The organism is Lachnoclostridium edouardi (assembly GCF_900240245.1).
GTDB classification, from domain to species: domain Bacteria; phylum Bacillota; class Clostridia; order Lachnospirales; family Lachnospiraceae; genus Lachnoclostridium_A; species Lachnoclostridium_A edouardi.
This window is the reverse complement of the sequence record NZ_OESQ01000001.1, coordinates 1,660,746-1,686,677: the sequence shown is the minus strand read 5'-3', so window position 1 is coordinate 1,686,677 and position 25,932 is coordinate 1,660,746. Positions and strand designations below refer to the sequence as shown.

At 42.1% G+C, this 25,932-nt stretch carries 24 protein-coding genes; 21 read left to right on the top strand and 3 right to left on the bottom strand.

The window, feature by feature from the left end:
* The first annotated feature begins 31 nt into the window (after window positions 1-31).
* Both bioB and C1A07_RS07865 read left to right on the top strand, forming a co-directional pair.
* Window positions 32-988, top strand: a complete 957-nt coding sequence (gene bioB, locus C1A07_RS07870; protein ID WP_101876628.1) for a biotin synthase BioB — start codon at window positions 32-34, stop codon at window positions 986-988.
* A 26-nt stretch (window positions 989-1,014) separates the two neighbouring features.
* Window positions 1,015-1,572 (top strand): biotin transporter BioY, encoded by a 558-nt coding sequence (locus C1A07_RS07865; protein ID WP_101876627.1) that lies wholly within the window; start codon window positions 1,015-1,017, stop codon window positions 1,570-1,572.
* 16 nt (window positions 1,573-1,588) lie between these two features.
* Here the strand turns inward: C1A07_RS07865 and C1A07_RS07860 are convergent, their stop codons facing one another.
* The gene (locus C1A07_RS07860; protein WP_101876626.1) at window positions 1,589-2,542 is read right to left on the bottom strand and encodes a LysR family transcriptional regulator; all 954 of its coding nucleotides are present in this window, start codon (window positions 2,540-2,542) and stop codon (window positions 1,589-1,591) included.
* Window positions 2,543-2,704: 162 nt separating this feature from the next.
* Here C1A07_RS07860 and C1A07_RS07855 point away from each other — a divergent pair, with 162 nt between their 5' ends.
* The 5 genes from C1A07_RS07855 to C1A07_RS07835 all read left to right on the top strand — a co-directional run bounded on the left by C1A07_RS07855 (window position 2,705) and on the right by C1A07_RS07835 (window position 7,344).
* Window positions 2,705-3,196, top strand: coding sequence for a TRAP transporter small permease (locus tag C1A07_RS07855; RefSeq protein ID WP_101876625.1), 492 nt, complete (start codon window positions 2,705-2,707; stop codon window positions 3,194-3,196).
* Window positions 3,193-4,491, top strand: a complete 1,299-nt coding sequence (locus C1A07_RS07850) for a TRAP transporter large permease (protein WP_101876624.1) — start codon at window positions 3,193-3,195, stop codon at window positions 4,489-4,491. The genes C1A07_RS07855 and C1A07_RS07850 overlap by 4 nt, the downstream gene beginning before the upstream one ends.
* 14 nt (window positions 4,492-4,505) lie before the next feature.
* Window positions 4,506-5,528, top strand: a complete 1,023-nt coding sequence (locus C1A07_RS07845; protein ID WP_101876623.1) for a TRAP transporter substrate-binding protein — start codon at window positions 4,506-4,508, stop codon at window positions 5,526-5,528.
* 43 nt (window positions 5,529-5,571) lie between these two features.
* Window positions 5,572-6,717 (top strand): amidohydrolase family protein, encoded by a 1,146-nt coding sequence (locus C1A07_RS07840; protein ID WP_101876622.1) that lies wholly within the window; start codon window positions 5,572-5,574, stop codon window positions 6,715-6,717.
* 141 nt (window positions 6,718-6,858) lie between these two features.
* On the top strand, window positions 6,859-7,344 hold the full coding sequence (locus C1A07_RS07835) for an AEC family transporter (RefSeq protein WP_242972278.1): 486 nt from the start codon (window positions 6,859-6,861) through the stop codon (window positions 7,342-7,344).
* A gap of 3 nt (window positions 7,345-7,347) precedes the next feature.
* Here C1A07_RS07835 and C1A07_RS07830 read toward each other — a convergent pair whose 3' ends face one another.
* Entirely contained in the window at window positions 7,348-7,590 is a 243-nt protein-coding gene (locus tag C1A07_RS07830) for a TIGR03905 family TSCPD domain-containing protein (RefSeq protein ID WP_101876620.1), read from the bottom strand.
* Between the two features lie 154 nt (window positions 7,591-7,744).
* On the opposite strand from C1A07_RS07830, the gene C1A07_RS07825 reads away from it, so the two are divergent.
* The 8 genes from C1A07_RS07825 to C1A07_RS07790 all read left to right on the top strand — a co-directional run bounded on the left by C1A07_RS07825 (window position 7,745) and on the right by C1A07_RS07790 (window position 18,152).
* Complete coding sequence (locus tag C1A07_RS07825; protein WP_101876619.1) at window positions 7,745-8,443, top strand: 5'-methylthioadenosine/adenosylhomocysteine nucleosidase; 699 nt, start codon at window positions 7,745-7,747, stop codon at window positions 8,441-8,443.
* A gap of 132 nt (window positions 8,444-8,575) precedes the next feature.
* A complete protein-coding gene (locus C1A07_RS07820) occupies window positions 8,576-9,502 on the top strand; it encodes a hypothetical protein (protein ID WP_101876618.1) in 927 nt (308 codons plus the stop codon).
* 93 nt (window positions 9,503-9,595) lie between these two features.
* Window positions 9,596-10,945 (top strand): glucose-6-phosphate isomerase, encoded by a 1,350-nt coding sequence (locus C1A07_RS07815; protein WP_101876617.1) that lies wholly within the window; start codon window positions 9,596-9,598, stop codon window positions 10,943-10,945.
* Between the two features lie 195 nt (window positions 10,946-11,140).
* Window positions 11,141-12,598 carry a Zn-dependent hydrolase gene (locus C1A07_RS07810; RefSeq protein ID WP_242972277.1) on the top strand — a complete coding sequence of 486 codons (1,458 nt, stop codon included), beginning with the start codon at window positions 11,141-11,143 and terminating at the stop codon, window positions 12,596-12,598.
* Window positions 12,599-12,951: 353 nt separating this feature from the next.
* Complete coding sequence (locus C1A07_RS07805) at window positions 12,952-14,199, top strand: dicarboxylate/amino acid:cation symporter (RefSeq protein ID WP_101876616.1); 1,248 nt, start codon at window positions 12,952-12,954, stop codon at window positions 14,197-14,199.
* Entirely contained in the window at window positions 14,199-15,428 is a 1,230-nt protein-coding gene (locus C1A07_RS07800) for a Zn-dependent hydrolase (protein WP_101876615.1), read from the top strand. The genes C1A07_RS07805 and C1A07_RS07800 overlap by 1 nt, the downstream gene beginning before the upstream one ends.
* A 173-nt stretch (window positions 15,429-15,601) precedes the next feature.
* Window positions 15,602-17,458, top strand: a complete 1,857-nt coding sequence (locus C1A07_RS16395; RefSeq protein ID WP_242972276.1) for a LytS/YhcK type 5TM receptor domain-containing protein — start codon at window positions 15,602-15,604, stop codon at window positions 17,456-17,458.
* Entirely contained in the window at window positions 17,439-18,152 is a 714-nt protein-coding gene (locus C1A07_RS07790; RefSeq protein ID WP_101876614.1) for a LytR/AlgR family response regulator transcription factor, read from the top strand. Before C1A07_RS16395 ends, C1A07_RS07790 begins: the two co-directional genes overlap by 20 nt.
* Window positions 18,153-18,161: 9 nt before the next feature.
* Here C1A07_RS07790 and C1A07_RS07785 read toward each other — a convergent pair whose 3' ends face one another.
* Window positions 18,162-18,428: a hypothetical protein gene (locus C1A07_RS07785; RefSeq protein ID WP_101876613.1), complete on the bottom strand. Its 267-nt coding sequence runs from the start codon at window positions 18,426-18,428 to the stop codon at window positions 18,162-18,164.
* Window positions 18,429-18,583: 155 nt separating this feature from the next.
* Between C1A07_RS07785 and C1A07_RS07780 the strand changes: the two genes are divergently transcribed.
* The 6 genes from C1A07_RS07780 to C1A07_RS07755 all read left to right on the top strand — a co-directional run bounded on the left by C1A07_RS07780 (window position 18,584) and on the right by C1A07_RS07755 (window position 25,917).
* Window positions 18,584-19,684, top strand: coding sequence for a coiled-coil domain-containing protein (locus C1A07_RS07780; protein ID WP_180952206.1), 1,101 nt, complete (start codon window positions 18,584-18,586; stop codon window positions 19,682-19,684).
* Window positions 19,685-19,829: 145 nt separating this feature from the next.
* Window positions 19,830-20,429 (top strand): spore protease YyaC, encoded by a 600-nt coding sequence (gene yyaC, locus C1A07_RS07775; protein WP_101876612.1) that lies wholly within the window; start codon window positions 19,830-19,832, stop codon window positions 20,427-20,429.
* 64 nt (window positions 20,430-20,493) lie between these two features.
* Entirely contained in the window at window positions 20,494-21,678 is a 1,185-nt protein-coding gene (locus C1A07_RS07770; protein ID WP_101876611.1) for a LysM peptidoglycan-binding domain-containing protein, read from the top strand.
* 68 nt (window positions 21,679-21,746) lie between these two features.
* Window positions 21,747-23,012 carry a DUF5711 family protein gene (locus C1A07_RS07765; protein WP_101876610.1) on the top strand — a complete coding sequence of 422 codons (1,266 nt, stop codon included), beginning with the start codon at window positions 21,747-21,749 and terminating at the stop codon, window positions 23,010-23,012.
* Window positions 23,013-23,027: 15 nt separating this feature from the next.
* A complete protein-coding gene (locus tag C1A07_RS07760; RefSeq protein WP_101876609.1) occupies window positions 23,028-23,972 on the top strand; it encodes an ROK family glucokinase in 945 nt (314 codons plus the stop codon).
* A gap of 283 nt (window positions 23,973-24,255) precedes the next feature.
* A complete protein-coding gene (locus C1A07_RS07755; RefSeq protein WP_101876608.1) occupies window positions 24,256-25,917 on the top strand; it encodes a putative manganese-dependent inorganic diphosphatase in 1,662 nt (553 codons plus the stop codon).
* The last annotated feature ends 15 nt before the right edge of the window (window positions 25,918-25,932 follow it).

The following is a 25,932-nucleotide window of genomic DNA, read 5'->3' as shown; positions in this document are numbered from 1 at the left end:
AACCATTCCAGGAAGGGATGGTTTTATTTTTATGATAGAAAAACTGACAGAAGAAATTATAGAGGGCCGCCGTCTAAATAAGGAGGATGACTTTCAGCTTCTTTTACATGAGGATCTTTCCCAGATTTGTAAAGGGGCGGACAGGCTGAGAAAGCATTTTTTAGGAAATAAGGCAGAGTTGTGTTCTATTATTAACGGCAGAAGCGGTCGATGCAGCGAGGACTGCAAATTTTGCGCTCAGTCGTCCCACTATTCTACAAAAATTAAGGAATACCCTTTTTTAGAGCCTGAAAAAATACTAGAGGACTGTAAACGCCATGAAGAGAAAAATGTGGGGCGGTACTCTATTGTAACAGCAGGGAGAAAATTAGGGGGAGAAGAAATGGAAAAGGCCCTGGAAGCATATAGAGCTATGGCCAAAAGCTGCCCCGGAATTGGATTGTGCGCTTCTTTTGGCCTGCTGGAGGAAAATGATTTTGTCAGGCTGAGGGAGGCGGGAGTTACCAGATACCACGCTAATATTGAAACATCTCGAAGAAATTTTCCTAATATTTGTACAACCCATACTTTTGAACAAAAGCTGGAAGTAATTAGACGGGCAAAAAGGGCAGGGTTAAAGGTCTGTTCCGGAGGAATTATAGGAATGGGGGAAACCTGGGAGGACCGCATTGATATGGCCCTGACTTTAAGCAGCTTTCAGGTAGAGTCCATTCCTTTAAATGTGTTAAGGCCTATTAAGGGAACGCCTTTTGGATACCTTCCTGTTTTAAAGGAGGAGGATATACTGCGCACAGTGGGGATTTTCCGATATATAAATCCTGATAAGGAGATCCGCCTGGCAGCAGGAAGGAACTCTATGTCCTCTGGCGGGATGAAGGTATTTTGTGCCGGAGCAAACGGGGCTATTACAGGAGATATGCTGACTACAGGCGGAAATAAAATAGACCAGGACAGACAGGAGCTGGCCGCCATGGGATTTATTCTTTAAGAGCCATAAAGGAGGAAGCAGAAATTATGAAAACCGCAGCAATAGAAAAAAAACATTTTACAACGAAGCAAATGACATTAATAGGCATGATGACGGCAATAATGTGCATTTTAGGCCCCCTGGCTTTGCCTTTACCTTTTAGCCCAGTTCCTATATCTTTTACAAACCTGGCAGTTTATTTTACGGTTTTTGTACTAGGCTCCAAATACGGAACTGTCAGTTATTTAATCTATTTATTTCTGGGAATCGCAGGGCTGCCTGTATTTTCAGGCTTTGGCGGAGGTCTTGGAAAGGCGGTTGGACCTACGGGAGGCTATTTGCTGGGCTTTATATTCTTATCCTTAATAGCAGGCTGGTGCATTGAAAAGTTTCCGGGAAATAAAGGAATGTACGCTGCAGGTATGCTGGCCGGCACAGCAGTTTGCTATATATTCGGCACCTTATGGCTGGCCCGGCAGCTGAATATATCTTTTACGGCAGGACTGGGAATCGGAGTTTTGCCGTATATTCCGGCAGATATAGGAAAAATTATTATAGCTGTAGCTGCAGGGCCTGTTCTAAGGAAAACAGTGGAAAAAATGTAGAATATAAATTTTAACTTTAAATCATATGCTCAGGAAGGCCGGTGCCGTGGCTCTCCCAGTGGCGTTCCAATTCCTTGGCATATCTGCCGGCAAGCTGTATTATATACCTGGCCGCTTTGCTGAGAACAGAGGTTTTAGAGTAGGTAATGTTCCATTCCCAGAAAGGGTCGCCGGATAAGTAGAACCAGGCGACCTTTTCTCTGTCTCTGGCATAGGACTGAGGAAGAATAGTACAGCATAGGCCCTGGCTTACAAGCCGGCATAAGGCCTGATTCATAGTGGTTTCAAAAAGAATGTCAGGGCGGAAGCCGGCGGCCTCAAATAGAGGATCAATTACGCCTCGCATGGTGGAGCCAGGGAACATGAGAGCAAACTTTTCTCCTTTTAGCTGGGAAAGGCTGAGAGTAGGGGGAAGCTGCCCGGGCGGGGAGGCGTATTTGGCTAAGGGGTGGGTCATTGGAACCCCAAGTATTAATCGTTCTTTACACAATCTTATATATTCATTATCTATTTTATCTTTTTCATTTAACATAATAAAAGCCATATCCAGCTGTCCTGACGTAACCATAAGCTGCTGATGATGAACAGTGCGCTCAGCCAAATGGACAGTGACGTCAGGATACTTTTTATTAAATTCAGGGGAAATATAAATAAACATATCTACTCCGTGTTCAAAAGGAATGCCAAAGGAGATTTCCCCGACAGTGCCGTCAGTAAGATCCTGGATGGTGGTATATGTATTTTTCTTGATCTTCAAAATTTCCCTGGCATTATCAATATAAATTTTACCGGCCTGAGTAAGATGAAGATGTCTTTTTGTGCGGTAAAATAACTGAGTATTCAGCTCGTTTTCCAGACGAATCAGCTGTTGGTTTAACCCGGATTGAGTAATAAAAAGGGATTCTGCCGCTTTTGTTATATTTCCGCAGTCAGCAATAGCGATCATATATTCTAATAATTTTACATCCATACAAGTGGTATCTCCTTAATAATAAGTTTTTGTAAGAACAGACAGAGTTATTAGTAACTTTACTTATGATTTTACCATAGATATAATAAAAATAGTAGTAAAAACAGCTGTTTTTTGAAGAAACTATCTAAAAATCTAAGAGACTATGAAGGAGAAAATGTTATGGGAATTATAAGATGGTTAGATCGGCATTTAGAAGAAGTGCTGCTGTCTATTTTCTTAATTATTCTAATCACACTTACATCTGTAAATGTTGTTTTAAGGTACATATTTAACAGCGGCCTTACCTGGAGCGATGAAGTCTGTAAATATTGTCTGATATTTTCCGGATTTATAAGCATTGGATACTGGGTCCGCAGAAACAGCGGTATTTGTGTTGACGCATTAGTTCAGACCTTTTCAGAGCCGGTGAGAAAGGTGCTGGGCATTATAGTTCAGTTCATTGTACTGGCATTTTTCCTGGCAATGTTTAAAAGCTCTTTTCATGTGCTGGAAGGAATTAAAAGAAGCGGACAGGTCAGCGGAACCCTGCAGATTTCTATGGTATATATTTACACTGCCCCTGTAATTGGTTTTGGACTGGCTGTAATCAGAACGATTCAGGTTCTTTATCTTACTATTTTTTCTAAAGAAAAAGGGGGAGCAGGCATATGACAATAGTAAGTTTCTTTCTTATTTTATTTGCAGCCATTGCTATTGGAGTGCCGGTAGCTGTGGTATTTGGAGGCATGGCAGTTTTACCGGGGATTATGGACGCCGGATTTCCTTATACTATGGAAGCGGCTATACGAAGCATGGTAAGCGGGCTGGACAGCTTTACCTTACTGGCAGTTCCTTTGTTTATGCTTTCAGGTATTATTATGGCAAGAGGCGGTATCTCTGAGAAGCTGTTTAACTTTTTTGCTTACTTTATTGGAAATAAAACAGCAGGTATGCCATGTGCAGTTATTTGTACCTGTATGTTTTACGGAGCTATTTCCGGTTCTTCACCTGCAACAGTATCTGCTGTAGGCGCTATGACAATTCCTTTTTTAGTGTCCCTGGGATATGACAAAGTCTTTAGCACCTCTATTGTTACAGTAGCAGGAGGTTTGGGAGTTATTATTCCTCCAAGTATTTCCTACATTGTATATTCATCTGCTTCAGGAGCCTCCCCTTCAGCCTTATTTATAGGCGGAATTCTGCCTGGAATTTTAATCGGAGTGGCATTAATGATCTGCGCATATATTAAATGCAGAAAAAGCGGTGAAGATAAAGAGAAGCTTCAGGAAAATTATAAAAAGATCCATGATAAAGGATTTTGGCCTTTATTTAAAGAAAGTCTGGCGGCTTTGCTGACTCCGGTTATTATTTTAGGAAGTATTTACGGAGGAATCGCATCCCCAACAGAGGCTGCGGCTATATCAGTTATTTATGCTTTAATTATCAGTATATTTGTGTACAGAACATTAAAGGTTAGCCAGCTGGGAGAAATGATTGTGGAAGGCTGCAAAACATACGTAACCATTTTGTTTATTATTTCTGCAGCCACAGCTTTTGGCCGGGCCTTAACGTTGCTTCAGTATCCTCAGATGATTAGCGGCGGTATATTAAATAATATTTCCAATAAGTTTATGATTATTTTGGTAATGAATCTGATTCTGCTGGTATTTGGCATGATTATGGATAATATTCCTAACATTATGATTCTTACGCCTATATTCCTGCCTGTAGCAACTTCTATTGGTATGGACCCGGTTCACTTTGGTATTATGATGACTGCAAACCTGGCAATTGGTATGGTAACTCCGCCTATGGGCATTAACTTATATGTAGCCAGCAGTATGACAGATATACCTGTATTAAAAATTGCAAAAGCTTGTATTCCGTTTTTAGTAGCGTTTTTAATTGCTTTAATGTTAATCTCATACATTCCACAGATCAGTTTGCTTCTGACAGGACTTAGTTGATTGGGGGTAAAAAAATGAAAAGAATAATAAAAAGTATAGCGGCAATGTGTGTGGCGGCGTTAGCTCTTACTGGCTGCAAGGGAAATACAACTGCAGAGGACAGCAGCGCTTATACCTGGAATGTGGCTATGAATGTTTCAGAAAGCACACTGAATTATAAAATGATGGAGAAATTTAAGGAGCTGATTGAAGAAAGAAGTAATGGTCAAGTTCAGGTAAACCTTTATGCTAACGGCCTTCTGGGAAATGATACGGAGCAGATGCAGGGATTAATTGAGGGAAGCTATGATTTTTCCACCACTATTACCAGCGGTCTTACCTCCTTTGTGCCGGCATACGGTGTTTTTGACTGCCCCAATGCATTTCCGGATTTAGATACTTTAAGAGCTGTATTAGATGATGAAAAATTTGTAGAACTATTGAATCAATATTCAGAAACGGCTAATATAAAATTAATGGGCATGACGGATGCAGGTTTTCGGGAAACTACATCAAATGTGCCTGTAACTACGGCAGATGGTTTTAAGGGCATTAAAATCAGAGTAATTCAGAATCCTTATCACATTGCATATTGGCAGGACCTGGGAGCTAATGCTTTAGCCATGGATTTCAGCGAGGTTTATGTGGGACTTCAGCAGAAAACCATTGACGCTCAGGAAAATCCATATATGAATATTGTAGCCAATAAATTTTATGAAACTCAGGATTATGTGATTGAGACAAATCATTTAGCTCATGTAATTGTATTTCTTATGAATAATCAGCTGTACGAAAGTTTACCTGAGGATATGCAGGAGCTGGTAGACCAGTGCGCTTATGAAGCTGTACTTTATACCAGAGGTCTGGCAGATGAAAGCATTGCCTCTGATAAAAAGATTATTGTAGACAGCGGCACTGAGATTATAGAGCTGCCGGTGGAAGAGCGGGAGAAAATGAAGGACATGGCTTCAGATGTTTATGATAAAATCAGGGCTGATATTGGAGATGAGCTGGTTGACACTATGCTTGGGTCTATTGAAGCCAATAAAGCAGAGTAACTGCTTGAAATGTTAGAAAGTAATAGTTGTTAAAGGAGCAGGAATGAGCGCATTAATAATAAAAGGCGGCATGGTATATGATCCCTTTAAGAAAAAATATGAGAAGCAGGACTTGGGCATTAAAGACGGCAGAATATTATTAGAGTATAAAGAGGATATACAGGAGACAGAAGCAGAGATAATAGATGCCGGCGATTGTGTAATTGTTCCAGGGCTGATTGACTATCACATTCATCTGTATACTGGCTGTGACGGAGGAGTAAGCGCAGACCCAATCTGCCTTCCCTCCGGCGTTACAACAGCAGTGGACGGAGGAACCTGCGGAGCCAGCAGCTTTGAAATGTTTGTTAAATCAGATATAGAAAGGGCCCTTACAGAGGTAAAGGGATACTTAAATATTTCCTCGGGAGGTTTGGCCTCAGGCCTTTATCCGGAAAATATAGATCCTGTATATTATGAGAAGGAAAAAATCAAATACTTATTTGGTAAATATCCAGATAAGCTGACTGCTTTAAAGCTTCGTCTATCTAAAAATATTGCAGGGCCTTTAGGATTAACAAGAGAGCCTTTGGAGAAAACAATTGAAATTGCTGAAGAAATAGGTTGCCCTGTAGTAGTACATATGACTGATCCTGTGATTTCCCCTGAGGAAGCTGCCTCTATCATGCGCCCTGGAGATGTTTTCTGCCATATGTATTATGGAAAAGGAGACACAATTATAGATGAAGAAGGCCATGTGAAGAAAGAAATTTTAAAGGCCAGAGAAAGAGGCGTATTATTTGACGGCTGTAATGGAAAAAATAACTTTGCTTTTCAGGTGGCAGCTCCGGCGGCAGAGGAAGGCTTCTGGCCGGACATTATCAGCACAGACATTAGCCCCATGACCTTTTACCGGCATCCAGTAGTAAATATGCCTAGACTGTTGTCTAAATATATGGCTATGGGCATGTCTTTTAAGCAGGTAATAGACTGCGCCACTATTGCGCCGGCCAGACAGCTGGGCATGGAGAAAGAGTTAGGAAGCCTGGAGTCTGGAACAGCGGCGGATATATTAATCCTGAAAATAAAAGAGCAGCCAGTAAGCTTCTACGATTACGCAGGAAACTCTGTTAACGGTGCAAAGGTAATTGTCCCCCAAATGACAATAAAAAGCGGCAATATTGTATTTTGCCAGTCAGATTTTCATTGAAAATAAATAAGAACTCTGTGTTTTAGCCCTTGCTCAGGGAAAAAACTAGAGTTCTTTTTTATTCATAGGAAGCCTTATGTAGCCCTTTTAAATTTATTTCAGTGGACATATGGTCTGTATCTTATAACAGGAGAAAAAGAGGTGATACACCTGAAGGCAGTTTTAAAGAACCCGGTATTTCTGGGGCTTTGCGCCGGCCTTGTCTTTTTCCTGCTTCCTGTAAAAATACCGGGAATTATCACAAAAACCATAGGTTATATGGCGGATATGAATACGCCTCTGGCAATGATTGTTTTGGGCAGCTATCTGGTGAAAACAGATATAAAATCCATATTTTTCAGTAAAAACATTTATATGTGCGTTCTGCTTCGCCTGACAGTGATTCCACTTCTGACATTGGCCCTATTTAAGATTCTTCCTGTACAAAATACGGCTATTATAATATCTGTGCTTATAGCGGCCTCCACATCTGTAGGAGGCAATATTGCAATATTTGCTCAGCAATACAAAGGAGATTACATATTAGCCATAAAAGCAGTTTGTTTAAGCACTATTTTGTCTCTGGTTACTATACTCATATTTTTTGCGCTTGTGCAAAAAGTCTTTTTTATATTGCCGTCCTGGTAATATTTACTGCGCTTTATATTGTTTTAAGGCCTGGGCCAGCTGGTCCGGGCAGGAAGTTGGGCGGGGGCCGCAGTGGATTCCTTCCAGTCTGCGGATTGCCTCGTCTACATCCATGCCTTCTACCAGGCGGGCAACACCCTGAGTATTTCCTGAGCAGCCGCCTAAAAAGGAAACAGCCACAATCTTATTATCTTTTACTTCTAAATTAATCTCGCGGGAACAGACGCCCTGTGTCTTATATTTCATCATCAAAACCTCCTGTAGGAATTAAAATTCTTTTTTTACCCTAGAATTATAGCTTTGGAAGAAAACACTTGTCAAGTTCTGGGTATACTTTCCTTGAAAAACTCCCATATTCTATTATAATAAGAAAATAAGAAGATAAAACAGGAGGAAAGCTATGTTAGGAATTATTGGAGCAATGGATGAGGAAGTATTAAAAATAAAAGAAGCTATGGAGCAGGTGGAGATAAAAACAGCGGCAGGAATGGAGTTTTTCTGCGGAAAGCTAAAAGGTCTGGACACAGTTGTAGTAAGATCCGGAATTGGGAAGGTAAACGCAGCTATATGTACACAGATTCTGGCAGATCAGTACCAGGTGGACGCAGTGATTAACACTGGCATTGCCGGCTCTCTGGAAAATGAGATTAACATTGGGGATATTGTCTTATCTACAGATTCCCTTCAGCACGATATGGACGCTTCAGGATTTGGATATGCTTTAGGACAGATTCCAAGAATGGATACTTTGGCCTTTCCTGCAGATAAAAGGCTGGAGGATTTGGCTGAGGAATGCTGTAAAAAAGTAAATCCTGATATTCAGGTTTTCCGCGGCCGGGTGGTCAGCGGGGATCAATTTATATCAGATAAGCAGAAGAAAAACTGGCTTTCAGAGAATTTTAAAGGGGCCTGCACAGAGATGGAGGGAGCGGCTATAGCTCAGACTGCATATTTAAATAAAATTCCCTACCTGGTAATCAGGGCAATTTCCGACAAGGCGGACGATAGCGCCTCTGTTGACTATCCTGTATTTGAGGCTAAGGCTATTGAGCATTCTGTAAATCTGGTTGTAGAAATGGCGGCTCGTCTGGCAGGTTAAACTACAACCTGAGAATCGTTTTTTAGAAGAATTTGGCGAACGATTCTAGGGCTTCTCAACTTCCCAAAGGAGAAAGGCCACGCTATAATATGCGTAACGGAAAGAAATCCGGGAAGAAAGGGGAGCAAATATATGCAAGAATTTTTAACAACAGGACAAGCTCTTTATGTGCTGGCTGGAATCTGCGGCCTGGGAGTGTTCTGCAAATGGGTGACCAGAATCCTCTACAAAAGATTAATTAAAGAATCAAAGAATGTGGCTATGACAAAAAATAAAAACCTGAAAATGCTGAAGCAGCGGGTAGAAAGTACATACCGGACAAACTCAGGAATACATAATATGTCTACATATTTGGAACATCAGATGACAGATTTTAAATTTTTAGGCGTAACGCTGACAGGCTGGGGCAACTTTTCTAATCAGATGACCCTTCTCTGCTTTATAGCAGGCGGGGCGGCTTCATTTTTATCCTATTGGTACAGAAGTGATTCCTATTACATCATATTATATGGAAGCATGGGAATTCTGGGAGGCCTGTTTACTATGTTTGTGGACAGCGGAGTGAATTTAAATGAAAAAAGAGGGCAGCTTTTAATCGCCCTGGAAGATTATATGGATAACTCTTTATTTTTCCGCCCTGGAAAAGGCAGAATGGTTTATCAGGAGGAGGCTTCGGAAACTGCCCGCAGCGGAAGCAGGGAAACTCTTAGAGAAAGAGTTTATGCAGGTACAGAGCCGAATGAGGAGGACAATCAGGAGGAGTTTGCAGGAAAAGAAGGCAGAGAGGCTATGAAGGCCAGAACGGCAGCAGCCCGCAGAAGCAGCCGCAGAAGAGAGGCGGTGAGGGCAGCAGGAAAAGAGGGGGGCAGAGACGGCTCCAGGGAAATGTCCGGCGAGCCGGGATTAGGCAGAGAAATGGAAGGAGATTCTTTAAAACACAGCCTGGAACAGATTGCCGCCAGCCGGGATAAGGGGAAGCTGGACCAGAATTGGCTGAAGGATTTAAACCCTGATGAAGTAAGACTAATAGGTGAGATTATTAAGGAATATCTTGCCTGAAAATGGAAAGAATGTATCGCAATTATCGGACAATTGTGTTATTATAAAAGCATGATAAAAACTATCCCAACAGAAGAAAAGGAGAAGATAGCAATGGGAAGAGAAGTTTCTTTTGATTATTCCAAAGCAGCAGAATTTATCAGCGCTGAGGAACTGGAAAACATAAAGGGAGCTGTGTTAAGCGCCAAGGACGTATTGGTAAATAAGACAGGAGCTGGCAATGATTTCCTGGGGTGGATTGATCTGCCTGTAGATTATGATAAAGAGGAGTTTGACCGCATTAAGAAAGCGGCTGAAAAGATTAAAAATGATTCTGATGTTCTTCTTGTAATCGGTATTGGCGGCTCCTATTTAGGAGCGAGAGCTGCAATTGAGTTTTTGTCTCACAGCTTCTATAATGTATTGGATAAGGGCGCGCGGAAAACGCCGGAGATTTATTTTGTAGGAAATAGCATCAGCAGTAAATACATACACGATCTGAAGGATGTATTAGCAGGAAAGGATTTTTCTATTAATATTATTTCCAAGTCAGGCACTACTACGGAGCCGGCTATTGCATTCCGTGTATTTAAAGAGATGCTTATTGAAAAATATGGCAGGGAGGAAGCAAATAAGAGAATTTACGCCACTACAGACAAGGCAAGGGGAGCTTTAAAGAGCCTTGCCAATGAGGAAGGATATGAGTCCTTTGTAGTTCCGGATGATGTTGGCGGACGTTTTTCAGTTCTCACTGCAGTAGGTCTTTTACCCATTGCTGTCAGCGGAGCTGACATTGATCAGCTTATGGAGGGAGCTGCCTCTGGAAGAAAGAAGGCTTTGGAAAATCAGTTTGAATCCAACTCAGCTCTTTTGTATGCAGCAGTGCGCAACATCCTTTTAAGAAAGGGAAAAGGTATTGAGATTGTAGCAAATTATGAGCCAAGCCTTCACTATGTTTCTGAATGGTGGAAGCAGCTTTATGGGGAAAGTGAAGGAAAAGACCAGAAGGGTATTTTCCCTGCAGCTGTAGACTTAACTACAGACCTTCACTCTATGGGACAATTTATTCAGGACGGCGCCAGAACCTTATTTGAGACCGTTCTTAATATAGAAGATTCTCCTGAGGAGATTTTGCTTCAGGAAGAGGAAGTGGACACTGACGGTATGAATTATCTGGCCGGAAAGAGTGTGGACTTTGTTAATAAAAGCGCTATGAATGGAACTATTTTAGCTCATACAGATGGAAACGTGCCTAATTTAATGGTAAAGATTCCGGAGCAGAATGCGTTCTATCTGGGCGAACTGTTCTATTTCTTTGAATTTGCCTGCGGCGTCAGCGGATATCTGTTGGGAGTAAATCCGTTTAACCAGCCAGGCGTGGAAAGTTATAAGAAAAATATGTTTGCTTTATTAGGCAAACCAGGATATGAGGCAGAAAGAGAAGAGCTGCTGAAAAGATTATAATTATTTATAAATATAAAAAAGACAAGGGCAGGATGGGAGAAGGGCTTTTCTCATTCTGCTTTTTGCGTATAGGAAATTTTTACAAAAATAAAAGATGGTTTTGCGGTCGACCACTTTACAAACTATAAAATATGTAGTATAATGGGGCTATAAAAAGAGAAAAATTATAAAAATTTTACAGGGAGGGTATTTGCAATGATCAATAAGGACAGGCTTTTTAACCGTTTAATGGAACTGGGGCAGATCGGAAATACAGAGGATGGCGTATACTGTATGGCTCTTTCAAAAGAAGAGAATGAGGCTCACGCTCTGGTAGCTCAGTACATGAGGGAAGCAGGAATGACAGTACATATGGATGCAGCAGGAAACCTTGTAGGAAGAAAAGAGGGAACAGATCCAAACGCATCTGTAGTAATGACAGGCTCCCATATTGACACTGTATATGGCGGAGGAATGTTTGACGGAAGACTTGGAGTAATNACAGAGGATGGCGTATACTGTATGGCTCTTTCAAAAGAAGAGAATGAGGCTCACGCTCTGGTAGCTCAGTACATGAGGGAAGCAGGAATGACAGTACATATGGATGCAGCAGGAAACCTTGTAGGAAGAAAAGAGGGAACAGATCCAAACGCATCTGTAGTAATGACAGGCTCCCATATTGACACTGTATATGGCGGAGGAATGTTTGACGGAAGACTTGGAGTAATCGGAGGAATCGAAGCAGTTCAGGCCATGACAGAGGAAGGGATTGTAACAAAACACCCAATCGAAGTAATCGGCTACCGTGACGAGGAAGGAACCCGTTTTGTGGGAAGCTATTCAGGAGCAGGCCATTTAACAGGCGGCTATGATCATGGAATTATGACTCATGCAGATAAGGACGGAAAGACAGTGACAGAGTGTCTGAAGGAGTGCGGAATAGACCCAGATCACGTAGACGACGCAAGACTGCCGGAGGGGTATGCAAAGGCCCACTTAGAGCTTCACATAGAGCAGGGAGCAGTGCTGGAGAGCAAGGATTTAGCAGTAGGAGTAGTAACAGGAATCTGCTGCCAGATCAGAGGCGAGGTAACAATCAGCGGAACAGCGTCCCATGCAGGAACAACTCCAATGGATTTAAGAAAGGATGCACTTGCAGCAGCGGCAGAGTGTATGTTGGAGATAGAGGATGAAGCAAAGAAATATCCACAGGCAGTGGCAACAGTAGGAAAGATCACAGCGTTCCCAGGCGGAGTAAACGTAGTGCCAGGCGAAGTAAAATTCAGTATAGACATGAGAAATCAGAAGGCGGCATTAAGAGACGCCATGTTTGATAAATGTGTAGAGAGAATGAAGGCAGTATGTGAGAAGCGCGGAGTGGGAATAGAAGTAAATGTGCTGATGAAGGATGATGAAGGAAAGCCATGTGCAGACCATGTACAGGATATAGTAGTAAAGGCATGTGAAGACAGTGGATTACCAGTATTTAAGATGCCAAGTGGAGCAGGCCACGACTCATCCACATTTGCAGACTTCTGCCCAATGGGAATGATCTTTGTAAGATCCAAAGACGGACTGAGCCACAACAAAGCAGAGTACAGCTCACCAGAGGACTGTGCGGCAGGAGCAGAAGTATTGTACCGCACAATGCTTACATTAGCGAATGAAGACTAATTTTGTTGACATAACCACATATAGAGTGGTATAATACTTTTTGGAAATACTTTTGATTAAATATATAAAGGTCCCGTCAAGGAATAATCGCCTTGGCGGGATTCTTTTTTTGAATATTGCTTAATGAAATCTCATTAAGCAAAAGATTAATAAACAAATTGCAGAGAGTGTACGAAAATCCAGTACAATTTTGCTGTGCAGTTTATACATCATAAATTACAGTTTAAGCATGAAGGATTACATTTTAGACAAAAACTGTTGATTTACGGTAAAAAAACGGTAAAATATTAAATATGTTATGGATTGGCCAATTCAAAACAATGAACGAAGAAAATAGGAAAAGGGGAAAGAAAATGGAAAAGAAAAAAGGATTTTCGATATCTCTTACAACGCAGATTCTCGTTGCGACAATAGGCGGTATCGTATTCGGATCTCTCGTTGGACCGTGGGCATCTAACTTGAAATTTATTGGAGATATCTTCCTTCGCTTAATTCAGATGTCAGTAGTTCTTTTGGTTATGACAGCAGTTGCAGGAGCCGTAGGCGGCGGTGATAACCAAGATGTAGGAAAGATGGGCTTCCATACATTTAAATGGATTATTTTATTTACTATTGTTTCAGCAGGTCTTGGCGTTGCACTTTCTGTAATTGTACAGCCAGGTTTAGGTATTGAAGTTGCCAGTGCGGAAGAAATCGCTAATGCCACAGCTCCTTCAGCTTCTCTGCAGGATACAGTTTTAGGATTCTTCTCTACAAATATTGTTAGCTCTATGGCTGACAGCGCTATGGTTCCATGTATCGTGTTTGCTTTATTCTTTGGCGCTGCTATGGGTTCTTATACACGTCAGAGCGGCAACAGAAACATGGTAGAGTGGGTTACAGGCTTTAACACAATTATCACAAACATTATTAAAACAGTTATGAACATTGCTCCAATCGGTATTTTCTGTCTGCTGGCTAACGTAGCTGGTTCCACAGGATTTAAGGTACTGGTTCCTATGGCAAAGTTCCTGGGCGTACTCTTAATTGGGGATGCAATTCAGTTCTTGCTTTACGGACCGCTTACAGCAGTTCTCTGCAGAGTTAATATTGCTAAATTCCCTAAGAAGTTTGCTAAAATGTCCATGATGGCTTTAACAACAACTTCTGGAGCTATCTGCCTTCCTACAAAGATGGAAGACTCTGTAACAAAGTTTGGTGTAAGCCGTAAGGTAGCTGACTTTACAGGTCCTATTACAATGTCTATGAACAGCTGCGGCGCTGCTCAGTGTTACGTAGTAGCTATTTTCTTTATGGCACAGTCTACTGGTATTGAAATGACAACATACCAGATGGGTATGGCAATCCTGTTATCCTGTCTGATGTGTCTTGGAACTATCAGCGTGCCAGGCGGTTCTGTAATCGTTTATACTTTCCTGGCTTCCTCTTTAGGACTTCCTCTGGAAAGCATTGCAGTATTAATTGGTATTGACTGGTTTGCAGGTATGTTCAGAACTCTTATGAACGTAGACGTAGACGTTATGGTTGCTATGTTAGTAGCAAGCAAGCTGGGTGAGTTAGACCGTGATGTATATAATGAGAAAAAGGTGGTTGAATACTAATGATCAATAAGGACAGGCTTTTTAATCGTTTAATGGAACTGGGACAGATCGGAAACACAGAGGACGGCGTATACTGTATGGCTCTTTCAAAAGAAGAGAATGAGGCTCACGCTCTGGTAGCTCAGTACATGAGGGAAGCAGGAATGACAGTACATATGGATGCAGCAGGAAACCTTGTAGGAAGAAAAGAGGGAACAGATCCAAACGCATCTGTAGTAATGACAGGCTCCCATATTGACACTGTATATGGCGGAGGAATGTTTGACGGAAGACTTGGAGTAATCGGAGGAATCGAAGCAGTTCAGGCCATGACAGAGGAAGGGATTGTGACAAAACACCCAATCGAAGTAATCGGCTACCGTGACGAGGAAGGAACCCGTTTTGTGGGAAGCTATTCAGGAGCAGGCCATTTAACAGGCGGCTATGATCATGGAATTATGACCCATGCAGATAAGGACGGAAAGACAGTGACAGAGTGTCTGAAGGAGTGCGGAATAGACCCAGATCACGTAGACGACGCAAGACTGCCGGAGGGGTATGCAAAGGCCCACTTAGAGCTTCACATAGAGCAGGGAGCAGTGCTGGAGAGCAAGGATTTAGCAGTAGGAGTAGTAACAGGAATCTGCTGCCAGATCAGAGGCGAGGTAACAATCAGCGGAACAGCGTCCCATGCAGGAACAACTCCAATGGATTTAAGAAAGGATGCACTTGCAGCAGCGGCAGAGTGTATGTTGGAGATAGAGGATGAAGCAAAGAAATATCCACAGGCAGTGGCAACAGTAGGAAAGATCACAGCATTCCCAGGCGGAGTAAACGTAGTGCCAGGCGAAGTAAAATTCAGTATAGACATGAGAAATCAGAAGGCGGCATTAAGAGACGCCATGTTTGATAAATGTGTAGAGAGAATGAAGGCAGTATGTGAGAAGCGCGGAGTGGGAATAGAAGTAAATGTGCTGATGAAGGATGATGAAGGAAAGCCATGTGCAGACCATGTACAGGATATAGTAGTAAAGGCATGTGAAGACAGCGGCTTACCAGTATTTAAGATGCCAAGTGGAGCAGGCCACGACTCATCCACATTTGCAGACTTCTGCCCAATGGGAATGATCTTTGTAAGATCTAAAGACGGACTGAGCCACAACAAAGCAGAGTACAGCTCACCAGAGGACTGTGCGGCAGGAGCAGAAGTATTGTACCGTACAATGCTTACATTAGCTAACGAAGATTAATTTTAATTCCCCGTATTTTAATTAAATCATACATAAAAACCTCTTTAAGAACCCTGGCATACCCCCATATGCCAGGGTTTTTAGCTGTGTCTTTTCTTGTGCGAAACCTATAATTATGTTAAAATTAAGTAAATAACTATTCAATAACTATTTTGACAGTTGGGATAAAAGATATGAATATACATACAGACGGAGACAGATTAGTTTTTGATTTGATATTAAATATTGGTTTATTGGTAATTGTAGCGCAGCTGCTTTCTAAATTAAAAATGGTTCAAAGTATGCTGGTGCAGGAAAGAAGAACCTGGAGGCACCAGCTGATTCTTTCTCTGCTGTTTGCGGCTACGATTATTCTTTCTACCTTTACAAGTATAGATTTTGGCGGTTATAATCTGAACACCAGAGTAATCGGCGCCATGGCGGCAGGGCTTTTAGGCGGGCCTTTAGTAGGAATGTACGCTTCCTTTTTAGGGGCGATTTACGTATATATATTTTCCACTCCTAAAATATTTGCTTCAGCGGCTGCATTTTCCACCGTTTTATTCGGCCTTTTAGGAGGAAGCTTTTATCCATATTTCCAAAGAGGAAAATGGAAATACAGAGATTTATTTTTGCTGGCCTGCTTTGCGGAAATCTGCGATATGGTTTCTCTCCTTCGCTTGTCGCCGGAAATGTGGAAGGCCTTTGAGACTATTTTACAGATCTCCTTTCCTATGATAGTTTTAAACTCTTGTGGAATTCTCTTATTTATTTCCACATTTAACAATGTATTTATCCAGCAGGACTTAGAAAGCAGCAGACAGCTTCAGAGGGCTTCTGAGCTGTCCAGAAAATGTCTTCCCCTGCTGTATAAGGGACTTCATAAAGGAGAGAGGATTAACCAGCTGGCCTCTGTAATCCTGCGGGAAACAGACTGGAGCGGAGTTATGATCACCAACAGAAGCGAGATTCTGGAGTGGAGGTTTAAAAAGCCAGAGCCATACGGGGAGCCTAAAAGAGGGGGGCCTGATATTAGAAACTGCCAGGTTCCTGAGGGAAGAAAAGGACTGCTTGGAAGCTTAAATCAGACCCATAATCCAGAAAGTCTGCCTGAAGATTTAAGCGACATTTTAGGCAGGATGACAGAAATTCCAGAAATAGGGGAAAAGGCTATGGACACAAGAGAGCTGGTGACTGTACATCAGATCTCTAAAAATAATAAAGACTATGAGAGGATGAAAGAATATTCTCTTATAGCAGCTCCCTTTGTAATCAGGGATCAGTCTATTGGCTGTATGATTGTGTGGATTAAAAAGCAGTGGGTGATCAGACAAAGCGAGACAGAGCTATTGCAGAACCTAGTGACAATCGGCTCTACTCAAATTGCAATGGCTGAGCTGGACCACCAGAAGCGAATGCGGCAAAAGGCAGAGTTTAAAGCTCTTCAGTTTCAGGTAAACCCTCATTTTCTTTTTAACGCATTAAACACCATTGCTTATGTGTGCCGGGAAAATCCGGACAGGGCCAGGGAGCTTCTTGTGATTTTAGCTAATTATTTTCGCTATAATCTGAATTCTGAGAATTATATGGTTTCAATGAGGGAGGAGTTAGACCATGTAAAGGATTATCTGGAGCTGGAAAAAGCCAGATTTGAGGACAAGCTGACAGTCACATACGACGTGCCTACACAGATGGATATGCGTATTCCTACCTTGATTTTTCAGCCTATTGTGGAAAACGCAGTTCGCTACGGAGCAGATCAGACCGGCCGCCGCCGCGTGGCTATCCAGATCAGGGACAGGGAAAAAGAGGTAATTGTGCGCATCTGCGACGCTGGGAAGGGCTTTCCGGCGGAGATTCTGGAAAAGTTAAAGAACGGAGAACCTACGGGAAAAAGCATTGGACTGACCAATGTGCACAGAAGGATGAAAAGCATTTACGGAGAGGATAATGGACTTGTAATTGTAAGCTCAGAAAAGGGATCTACTGTGGAATTACATTTTTTAAAAGAAATGCCCAAGGAGGGAGAAGATGAAAATCGCAATAATTGATGATGAAAGGCCGGCCCGCAGTGAGCTGAAATATCAACTAAGTGAACTTCTGCCAGATGCAATAATTGAGGAAGGTGATTCAGGAGCTGCCGCCCTTCAGATGGCTGGGGAAAAAAAGTTTGATATTTTCTTTTTAGATATTAACCTGGGGGATATTAACGGCACTGTTTTAATACATGCCCTTAAAAATATGCAGCCGGACATGAAAATTGTATTTGTCACAGCATATTCAGAATACGCTGTAAAAGCCTTTGAGCTGGAAGTAGAAGACTATGTGATGAAGCCCTATGACAAAAAGCGTTTAGAAAAAGTATTGAAAAAATGCTGTCCGGAGCAGAATGAGCTGAAAGAAAAGCAGCTTTGCAGAAGAATTGCTATTACCAGCAACGGAAGAACAGTATTTGAGGATATAGAAAATATTGTATACATTGAGACATATAACAGGGGCTGTCTGATTCACACCCTGGAAAATGAATATTATGAAGGAAAGACTATAGGAGAATATGAAAAACGGCTGGAAGCGGCCAGGTTTTTCCGTATTCATAAAAGCTATTTAATTAATCTGGACAAAATCAGAGAAGTGTTTCCATGGGGAAACAACAGCTTTGCCCTGAAAATGGAAAATTATGAAAAGAATATACTGCCTATTGGAAGAGAAAAAACTAAAATTCTCAGACAGCTGTTGGGATGGTAGGCTGTTTAATTATTCTTCAATAACCTGTATTTCCAGGTAATCAAAATCCAGATGTTCAATAAAATTGTCCTGGGTAAAACGGGTTTTGGCATGTCTTTGGAAGTCGCTTACATTGGCATCCAGCCAGATAGGCTCTCCTAAATCAAATTCATAACAAATAGCGGTGAGAGATTGGAAAACCATTTGAGTGCGGCTTAAAGAATAGTCGGGCTGGCAGATTACAGTATCTTTAAGAAGGCGGTTGTCCTTTAAAATTTTACCCCACATGCGAAACATAAATATTCTCCTTTCTGAAATGAAAAGTGTTGGTTGCAGTATAACATGATTTTTTTCATTTTTGAAGATGTTTTTTCTGGATTGAGCCCTTGTCTACAGACATCATTTGTAGTAAGCTAAAGACAGCCATAATTTATACCAAGGAGGAGCTGAGTATGACTCCAATTACCGACAGCGTGGCATTTCTTTCTGAGGCCAGAACGGCTTTGGAAGAACAAACGCTTCTTTCAGACAGAGAGGCCCAGTTAAAAGCAGAGGCGGCCCGGCTGGAAAAAGCGCTTGAGACTGAAAAAAAGACATTAAATGATACAGTCAGCGCTACTATTAAGAAAAGACGTGAAGATATTAGCGGAAGCTATGATAAGGAAATCGCAAAAGGACAGGATAAGCTGAAGAAGGCCAGAGTGAAAAGAGAAAAAGCGAGAAACCAGGGGATGCAGGACAGGATCGCCGAGGAGACGGCTGATCTTAGAGATGAAAACAGAGAAATTCGTCTGAGAACCAGAACCTTATTTCAGCAGAAAAGAGTTCCCTCCTTTTGTAATTCAGGGTGGTATTATACTCTATTTATGCCCAGGTTTGCAGGAGAGTTTCTAAGGTTGTTTATAGCAGTGCTTATATGCTTTTTGGGAGTGCCCTACAGTATCTATAATTTTCTCATTCCGGGAAAGAAAATATGGATGCTGGTGCTGATATTCTTTTTCAGCACCTTAATTTTCGGAGGGCTGTATATTATTATCAGCAATAAAACAAAGCTGCTTCACATGGAAGCTTTGAAGGAAGGGCGGAGGATGCGGGATCAGCTGCATTCCAATAAAAAGAAAATCAAAGTAATAACAAGGTCTATTAAGAGGGATAAGGACGAAGCGGTTTATAATCTGGAAAAGTATGATGATGAAATTGCTCAGGCAGAACAGGAGCTTCAGGAAATCGCCGCTAAGAAGAAAGAAGCCCTGGGGACCTTTGAGCAGGTTACAAAAACTATTATTTCTGACGAGATTTATAATAATGCAAAGCCGCGCCTGGAAAAACTCAGGGAAGAGTACAGCAAAGCTGAGCAGGATATAAAAGAAGTAGAAAGTCAGCTAAAGGATAAAAGTATTTATATTACAGACCACTATGGAACTTATTTGGGAAAAGAGTTTTTAGATCCTTTAAAAATCGGGGAATTATCGGAATTTATTAAAAACGGAAAAGCTTCAAATTTAAGCGAAGCAATGGAATTATATAAAAGCTTAAAAGAAAATGATAAATAGAATCTGAAAAATAAAAGCTGCAGCTTTGGGGTTTTAACCGACGGCTGCAGCTTTTTGCCGTCCTATATAATTTCACCAGTTCTGTGCATAAAAGGAAAAGTGCGTGCCTATAATAGAATTAAGAAAAATGTACAGGCGGTATTATATGAGACTTTGGGAACGGATTAAAATTCGGGGAGACCGGGAAATATATTATTTTGACGCAAAAAATGAGTGGGAAATAGAATCCTTTGCTCTTCGCCTTTACAGTTTAATCAAAGAAATGATGGAAGAGGCACAGAAAAAAAATATTCTTTTCCTGTGTATTGGGACTGACCGTTCTACTGGTGACAGCCTGGGGCCCTTAATTGGATATAAGCTGAAAGGGCGGAGGATGAAAAAAGCACAGGTAATCGGAACGTTGGAAAAGCCGGTTCACGCCATGAATCTGGAACAATATATGAAAATGGTGAAAGCAAGCTTTCCGGAGCATTTAATTGTGGCGGTGGACGCCTCAGTAGGCAATATGGAGCATATTGGCTATGTAACCTTGGGAAAAGGGCCGTTAAAGCCAGGGCTGGGAGTCAGCAAGGAATTAAGAGCAGTTGGAGATATATTTATAACAGGTATTGTGGGAAGCTGCAGAAACCATGATCCTATTATGCTTCAAAGTATCCGGCTGTCTGTGGTGATGCATTTGGCCGACTGCATCAGCGACAGTATATTTTTTGTCGAAAAGTTATGGGAGAAGAAGGCCTCAGTTTGACAAGTTTTTCAAAAGCCCCGTGTTATGATTGTGTGGATATTAGAAATAACAGCGGGGTGAATCTATGGGAGAATTATATAATCCTTATCCAAAGCTGCCGAAAAATATCAGGCAGATTGGAGAAAGAGATCAGATTGTAAAGCTATATGTGGAAGATTATGTAAATACCTACCTGAGAAGATTGTATCCCACAGGAGGACAAGACCTAAGGATTGGACTTCTGCTGGGAAGCACTGAAGAATATGACGGAGTATCCTATGTTTTTATTGACGGCGCCATGGAAATGGACGGAGTGACAGAGGACGGAGAAAAGGTGGATTTTCACGAACATGCGTGGAAAAAAGCATATGAAAATCTGGAGCAGATGTTTCCCAAAAGAACAGTTCAGGGATGGTTTCTCTGCGGCACTCCAGGCTGTCAATTAAGCCCGTTAAATTATTGGAGACAGCACAGTCAGTATTTTCCGGGAAAGAATAAGCTGATGTATTTGAATTCCGGACTGGAAGGCGAGGAAGCTTTGTACATAGCCTCTGAGGACGGTTTTTATAAATTAAGAGGTTACAACATATATTATGAGCGGAATCAGATGATGCAGGACTATATGATTTCCCGCCGGGATATACGAAGAGTAGACGCAGATGTGGATAATAAAATTGTGCGGGACTTTAGAATTAAGCTGGGAGAAAGAAAGGACAAAATTCAAACTGAAAAAAATCTGGTAGGAGCGCTGGGGACCCTGTGCAGTATTTTGGCTGTCACAGTGATGGCCGGCGGTATTGTGATGTTTAATAATTACAGTAAAATGAGGGAAATGGAAAGCGTGATTGCCTCTGTGTATCCAAAGGGAATTAATCAGTGGCAGGATTATTCTATAGAGTCGGACGAGCCTCAGATTATTGTGAAGCAGGGGGAGGACGTAGTGAAGGAAACTCTGGCTCCAATGACAGAGGAAGGCCAGACTCAGACAGAGGAGGGGCAGGAAACAAGCGCCCAGGAGACTGCTCCGGCAGGAGAAGCGAAGGCTGAGACAACAGAAATACCAACCATTGACCAGGCTGAGGAACAGGCGGCGGCTATTGGGGAGTCTATTGCCAAGCAAAGCTTATATGAAGTGGAGGACGGGGAGACACTTTATGATATTTGCTTGAAAAAATATCACAGTTTAAGCAAGCTGGAGGAAATTTGTGAATTAAATGGGCTGGAGGATGAAAACAAAATCATAGCAGGGCAGAAATTAATTCTCCCCTAGAAAAAGATAATGCGTTTCCTGAGGAAATGTTGTATACTGGTTCATATACAGCGCAGGAGAATGCAGACATGAGTGATATGAGCTCTATGAGCAGAAAAGAAAAAAAGAATCAGCTGAGACGCCAGATGATTTCCTCCGGGCCTAAGGATAAAAAGATCAAGCAGGAGGAAAGCAGCGAAAAAATTATCAGTAAAGCCCATAACAGAGTGCTGCGCCGAAGATTTTTAACGTTTATAATCATTATCGGTTTGGCAGCTGCAGCAGTATTTGGCGTAAGGCAGTATTTTACATACCATCAATATACATCATATAAGACGGCTTGGGAAAAGCCGGTGAGCGAAGGCGGGGCGTCCGGGTATGCCCCCTTTGGCAGCAATGTAATTAAATATACAAAGGATGGCGTTTCCTATATTGACGGACAGGGAAAAACAGTTTGGATGCAAAGCTATGAGATGAAAAACCCTGTTATTTCCGTAAATGGCGGATATGCGGTGATTGCCGATGTTCAGGGCAATCAAATTGCAATCTGCAGCGAAAGCGGATATCAGGGCACTGCCACCACGGCCTTGCCTGTTATAAAAGCTGCAGTTTCCCAAAATGGGATTGTAGCCGCTATTTTGGAGGACTCCAGAGCCTCTTACATTCAATACTATAAAAAAGACGGCACAGACATGCAGCTGACAGTAAAGTCAGTGCTAAGCGGGGACGGATATCCTTTAGATATTGCATTGTCTCCGGACGGCACCAGAATGATTGCTTCCATTATCCACCTGGAAAAGGGGGAGCTTTTGCAGAGAGTGGTGATTTACGATTTCTCTGAAATCGGAAAGAATGAAAATTATGTAGTAGGCGGTATGGATGAGGAATTTGCCGGCAGTATGGTGGCAAAGGTGATTTATCCTACGTCTGAGGAGGCATGTGCCTTTGCCGATACTGGTTTGTCATTTTTCTCCATGAAAAACCTGACCCAAATCAGCTTGACAAAGCAGGTAAAGGTAGAAGAGTCTATTGAAAGCATTTTCTATTCTGACCAATATGCAGGGATGATCGTGCAGAATACATCCGGTGAAAATCCTTACCGCATGGATGTGTATAAGCTAAGCGGGGATCTGGTTTTTAGCAGAGAGTTTGATTTCCAGTACAGGGAAGCTGGAATATCCGGGGATTATGTAATTTTGTTTAATGAAACAGCCTGCAGAATCTATAATATGCAGGGAGTTTTAATATACGACGGAGAAATCGACACCCCTCCTGGGGCCATTGTCAGCGGAAAGTATCCGGGAACATTTATTATATCAGGTTCACAAATGATGAAGGAAATTAAGTTACAGTAAAGGGGATTGTCTGAGATGAGCAAAAAATGTATAGGAATTGATATTGGAGGAACAAGCGTAAAGATCGGCTTATTTGAACTGGACGGGACCTTAATGGATAAATGGGAGGTTCCTACCAGCAAGGAAAATAACGGGGAAAGCATTTTAAAAGATATTGCTGTATCTATAAAGGCAAAGCTGAAGGAGAAGGCCTTGATTTTATCTGACATAGCAGGAGCGGGTATGGGTCTGCCGGGGCCGGTGAGTCCGGACGGCTATGTAGAGGTGTGCGTGAATTTAGGCTGGCGGGACAGATATCCGGAAAGAGAATTAAGTCAGCTGTTAGAGGGAGTACCGGTGAAAAGCGGCAATGATGCCAATGTAGCGGCTCTTGGAGAAATGTGGCAGGGAGGAGGAAAAGGAGTTAAAGATCTGGTAACTGTCACATTGGGAACAGGAGTAGGCGGAGGCGTGATTTTAAATGAGAAAATTGTATCCGGCTCACACGGCGTGGGGGGAGAGATCGGACATATTCATGTGAGGGACGGTGAAACTGAAAAGTGCAACTGCGGCGGCATAGGCTGTCTGGAGCAGGTGGCCTCAGCTACAGGAATCGCCAGGGAGGCCAGAAGGATGATGGCTACCAGCGAAGAACCGTCTTTATTAAGAGAAAAAGGGGATCAAGTGACAGCAAAGGACGTGCTGGATGCTGCAAAGGCGGGAGACAGATTGGCGGATGCAGTGGTGGAGACTGCTTCCAGGTACTTAGGATTAGTATTGGCTCAGGTGTCTATGACTGTGGACCCTGAAAGATTTGTAATTGGAGGAGGAGTTTCAAAGGCAGGAGACTTTTTAATAGAAAGAATATGGAAGTATTATGACTTTTATACTCCTATTTCTAAAAATAAAGCCAGCATAGGATTAGCCCTTCTGGGGAATGATGCTGGTATATACGGGGCAGCCAGATTAATACTGGATTAAAAAAGGGGTTGCTGCAAAAAGAATAATTTACTTTTTGCAGCAGCCCTTGTTGTAATTTTTAAAATCTAGGGTTATAATCCCATACAAGACTGGGTAAACTGTTGCAGAAATGAGGAGACCCCGGCTGCGTACAACCGGGGCAATTATGAAAAATCTATGTGCAATTTGTCTATTTTAGAGAACTAAAACTCTCAATTACTATACAAATAGTATAAAAAATAAATGTGAATAAAATATGAACTCTATGTAAATAGATTATGAAGGATTGTGGAAAGGAAAGACAATGGCAGAAAAAAGGATGAGAAAAACAATTGTTATCGGTCATAAAAATCCGGATACAGACTCTATCTGTTCAGCGATTTGTTATGCAAATTTAAAAAGCCGGCTGACAGGGCAGGTATATCAGCCGGGGAGAGCCGGACATATTAATGAAGAAACCAGATTTGTTCTGAATTATTTTGAGGCTGCAGAGCCTAATTTGGTGGAAAACGTAAAGACTCAGGTAAAAGATATAGATATTAAGGAAACTGAGGGCGTGGCCAGAAATATTTCTCTGAAAAAGGCCTGGAAGCTGATGCAGGGAGTAAATGCAGTCACCCTTCCTGTAGTGGCCGGGGACGGGACTTTGGAAGGCCTGATTACCGTAGGAGACATTGCCAAGTCTTATATGAACGTATATGACAGCAGTATTTTGTCCAAGGCAAATACCCAGTACTCCAATATTTTAGAAACTTTGGAAGGCCTGATTCTGATTGGAGATGAGAACGGATATTTTGACCAGGGCAAGGTGCTGATAGCAGCCGCAAATCCGGATATGATGGAATATTATATCCAGCCTCACGACCTGGTAATACTGGGCAATAGATATGAATCTCAGCTGTGCGCCATTGAGATGGAGGCTGACTGCATTATTGTGTGCGAGGGAGCTGCTGTTTCCATGACTATTAAGAAGCTGGCCCAGGAGAGAGGATGTACTGTAATGACAACCCCTTACGACGCATTTACAGCGGCCAGATTGATTAACCAAAGTATACCTATCAGTTATTTTATGAAAACAGAAAATCTGATTACCTTTGAAAGAGATGATTATATAGAAGATATCCGGGAAGTAATGGCCAGCAAACGCCACCGGGACTTTCCTATTTTAGACAAAGACGGAAAGTACTACGGAATGATATCCAGAAGAAATCTGCTTGGAGCCAGGGGAAAGCAGGTGATTTTAGTGGATCACAACGAGAGAACCCAGGCAGTAGACGGAATTGAGGGAGCTGAAATTCAGGAGATTATTGACCATCACAAGCTGGGAACTGTGGAGACCATCGCCCCTGTATTTTTCAGAAATCAGCCTTTAGGGTGTACGGCTACTATTGTATATCAAATGTATAAGGAATCTGGAGTGGAAATTGAAAAGAAAATAGCAGGTTTGCTTTGCAGCGCTATTATTTCCGACACCTTGCTGTTCCGCTCCCCTACATGTACTCAGGTGGACAAAAATGCGGCTTTAGAGCTGGCGGAGCTGGCAGGTATTCAGATAGAAAAGTATGCAGGAGAAATGTTTGCAGCAGGAAGCAATTTAAGGGGAAAATCAGTAGAAGAGATTTTTTATCAGGATTATAAACGATTCACCTCGGAAAAGGTTTCTTTTGGGGTGGGGCAGATCAGCTCTGTCAATGAAGAGGAACTGGAGGCCTTAAAGGAAAGGCTGCTGCCGTTTATCCAGGAAAAACAAAAAGAGCAGGGGCTGGATATGCTATTTTTTATGTTGACAAATATTTTAACAGAATCTACAGATCTGCTTTGCGCCGGTCAGGGCTCTGAGCAGATGATTGCAGCGGCGTTTCACATGGAAGGAATAAAGGAAAACAGCGGAAGCGTTATGCTGCAGTCAGTGGTGTCCAGGAAAAAGCAGTTAATACCAGTGATTATGATGGCGCTGCAGAATTAAAGTTACAAAGGAGAA

Excerpts from the sequence above, each read along its gene's own strand:
- C1A07_RS07840 (WP_101876622.1), top strand. The coding sequence starts at position 5,572 with ATGAGCGCATTAATAATAAAAGGCGGCATGGTATATGATCCCTTTAAG.
- C1A07_RS07815 (WP_101876617.1), top strand. The coding sequence starts at position 9,596 with ATGGGAAGAGAAGTTTCTTTTGATTATTCCAAAGCAGCAGAATTTATC.
- C1A07_RS07820 (WP_101876618.1), top strand. The coding sequence starts at position 8,576 with ATGCAAGAATTTTTAACAACAGGACAAGCTCTTTATGTGCTGGCTGGA.
- C1A07_RS07765 (WP_101876610.1), top strand. The coding sequence starts at position 21,747 with ATGAGTGATATGAGCTCTATGAGCAGAAAAGAAAAAAAGAATCAGCTG.
- C1A07_RS07785 (WP_101876613.1), bottom strand. The coding sequence starts at position 18,428 with ATGTTTCGCATGTGGGGTAAAATTTTAAAGGACAACCGCCTTCTTAAA.
- C1A07_RS07805 (WP_101876616.1), top strand. The coding sequence starts at position 12,952 with ATGGAAAAGAAAAAAGGATTTTCGATATCTCTTACAACGCAGATTCTC.
- bioB (WP_101876628.1), top strand. The coding sequence starts at position 32 with ATGATAGAAAAACTGACAGAAGAAATTATAGAGGGCCGCCGTCTAAAT.
- C1A07_RS07825 (WP_101876619.1), top strand. The coding sequence starts at position 7,745 with ATGTTAGGAATTATTGGAGCAATGGATGAGGAAGTATTAAAAATAAAA.
- C1A07_RS07800 (WP_101876615.1), top strand. The coding sequence starts at position 14,199 with ATGATCAATAAGGACAGGCTTTTTAATCGTTTAATGGAACTGGGACAG.
- yyaC (WP_101876612.1), top strand. The coding sequence starts at position 19,830 with ATGAGACTTTGGGAACGGATTAAAATTCGGGGAGACCGGGAAATATAT.
- C1A07_RS07845 (WP_101876623.1), top strand. The coding sequence starts at position 4,506 with ATGAAAAGAATAATAAAAAGTATAGCGGCAATGTGTGTGGCGGCGTTA.
- C1A07_RS07760 (WP_101876609.1), top strand. The coding sequence starts at position 23,028 with ATGAGCAAAAAATGTATAGGAATTGATATTGGAGGAACAAGCGTAAAG.
- C1A07_RS07850 (WP_101876624.1), top strand. The coding sequence starts at position 3,193 with ATGACAATAGTAAGTTTCTTTCTTATTTTATTTGCAGCCATTGCTATT.
- C1A07_RS07855 (WP_101876625.1), top strand. The coding sequence starts at position 2,705 with ATGGGAATTATAAGATGGTTAGATCGGCATTTAGAAGAAGTGCTGCTG.
- C1A07_RS07860 (WP_101876626.1), bottom strand. The coding sequence starts at position 2,542 with ATGGATGTAAAATTATTAGAATATATGATCGCTATTGCTGACTGCGGA.
- C1A07_RS07865 (WP_101876627.1), top strand. The coding sequence starts at position 1,015 with ATGAAAACCGCAGCAATAGAAAAAAAACATTTTACAACGAAGCAAATG.
- C1A07_RS07780 (WP_180952206.1), top strand. The coding sequence starts at position 18,584 with ATGACTCCAATTACCGACAGCGTGGCATTTCTTTCTGAGGCCAGAACG.
- C1A07_RS16395 (WP_242972276.1), top strand. The coding sequence starts at position 15,602 with ATGAATATACATACAGACGGAGACAGATTAGTTTTTGATTTGATATTA.
- C1A07_RS07830 (WP_101876620.1), bottom strand. The coding sequence starts at position 7,590 with ATGAAATATAAGACACAGGGCGTCTGTTCCCGCGAGATTAATTTAGAA.
- C1A07_RS07755 (WP_101876608.1), top strand. The coding sequence starts at position 24,256 with ATGGCAGAAAAAAGGATGAGAAAAACAATTGTTATCGGTCATAAAAAT.
- C1A07_RS07790 (WP_101876614.1), top strand. The coding sequence starts at position 17,439 with ATGAAAATCGCAATAATTGATGATGAAAGGCCGGCCCGCAGTGAGCTG.
- C1A07_RS07770 (WP_101876611.1), top strand. The coding sequence starts at position 20,494 with ATGGGAGAATTATATAATCCTTATCCAAAGCTGCCGAAAAATATCAGG.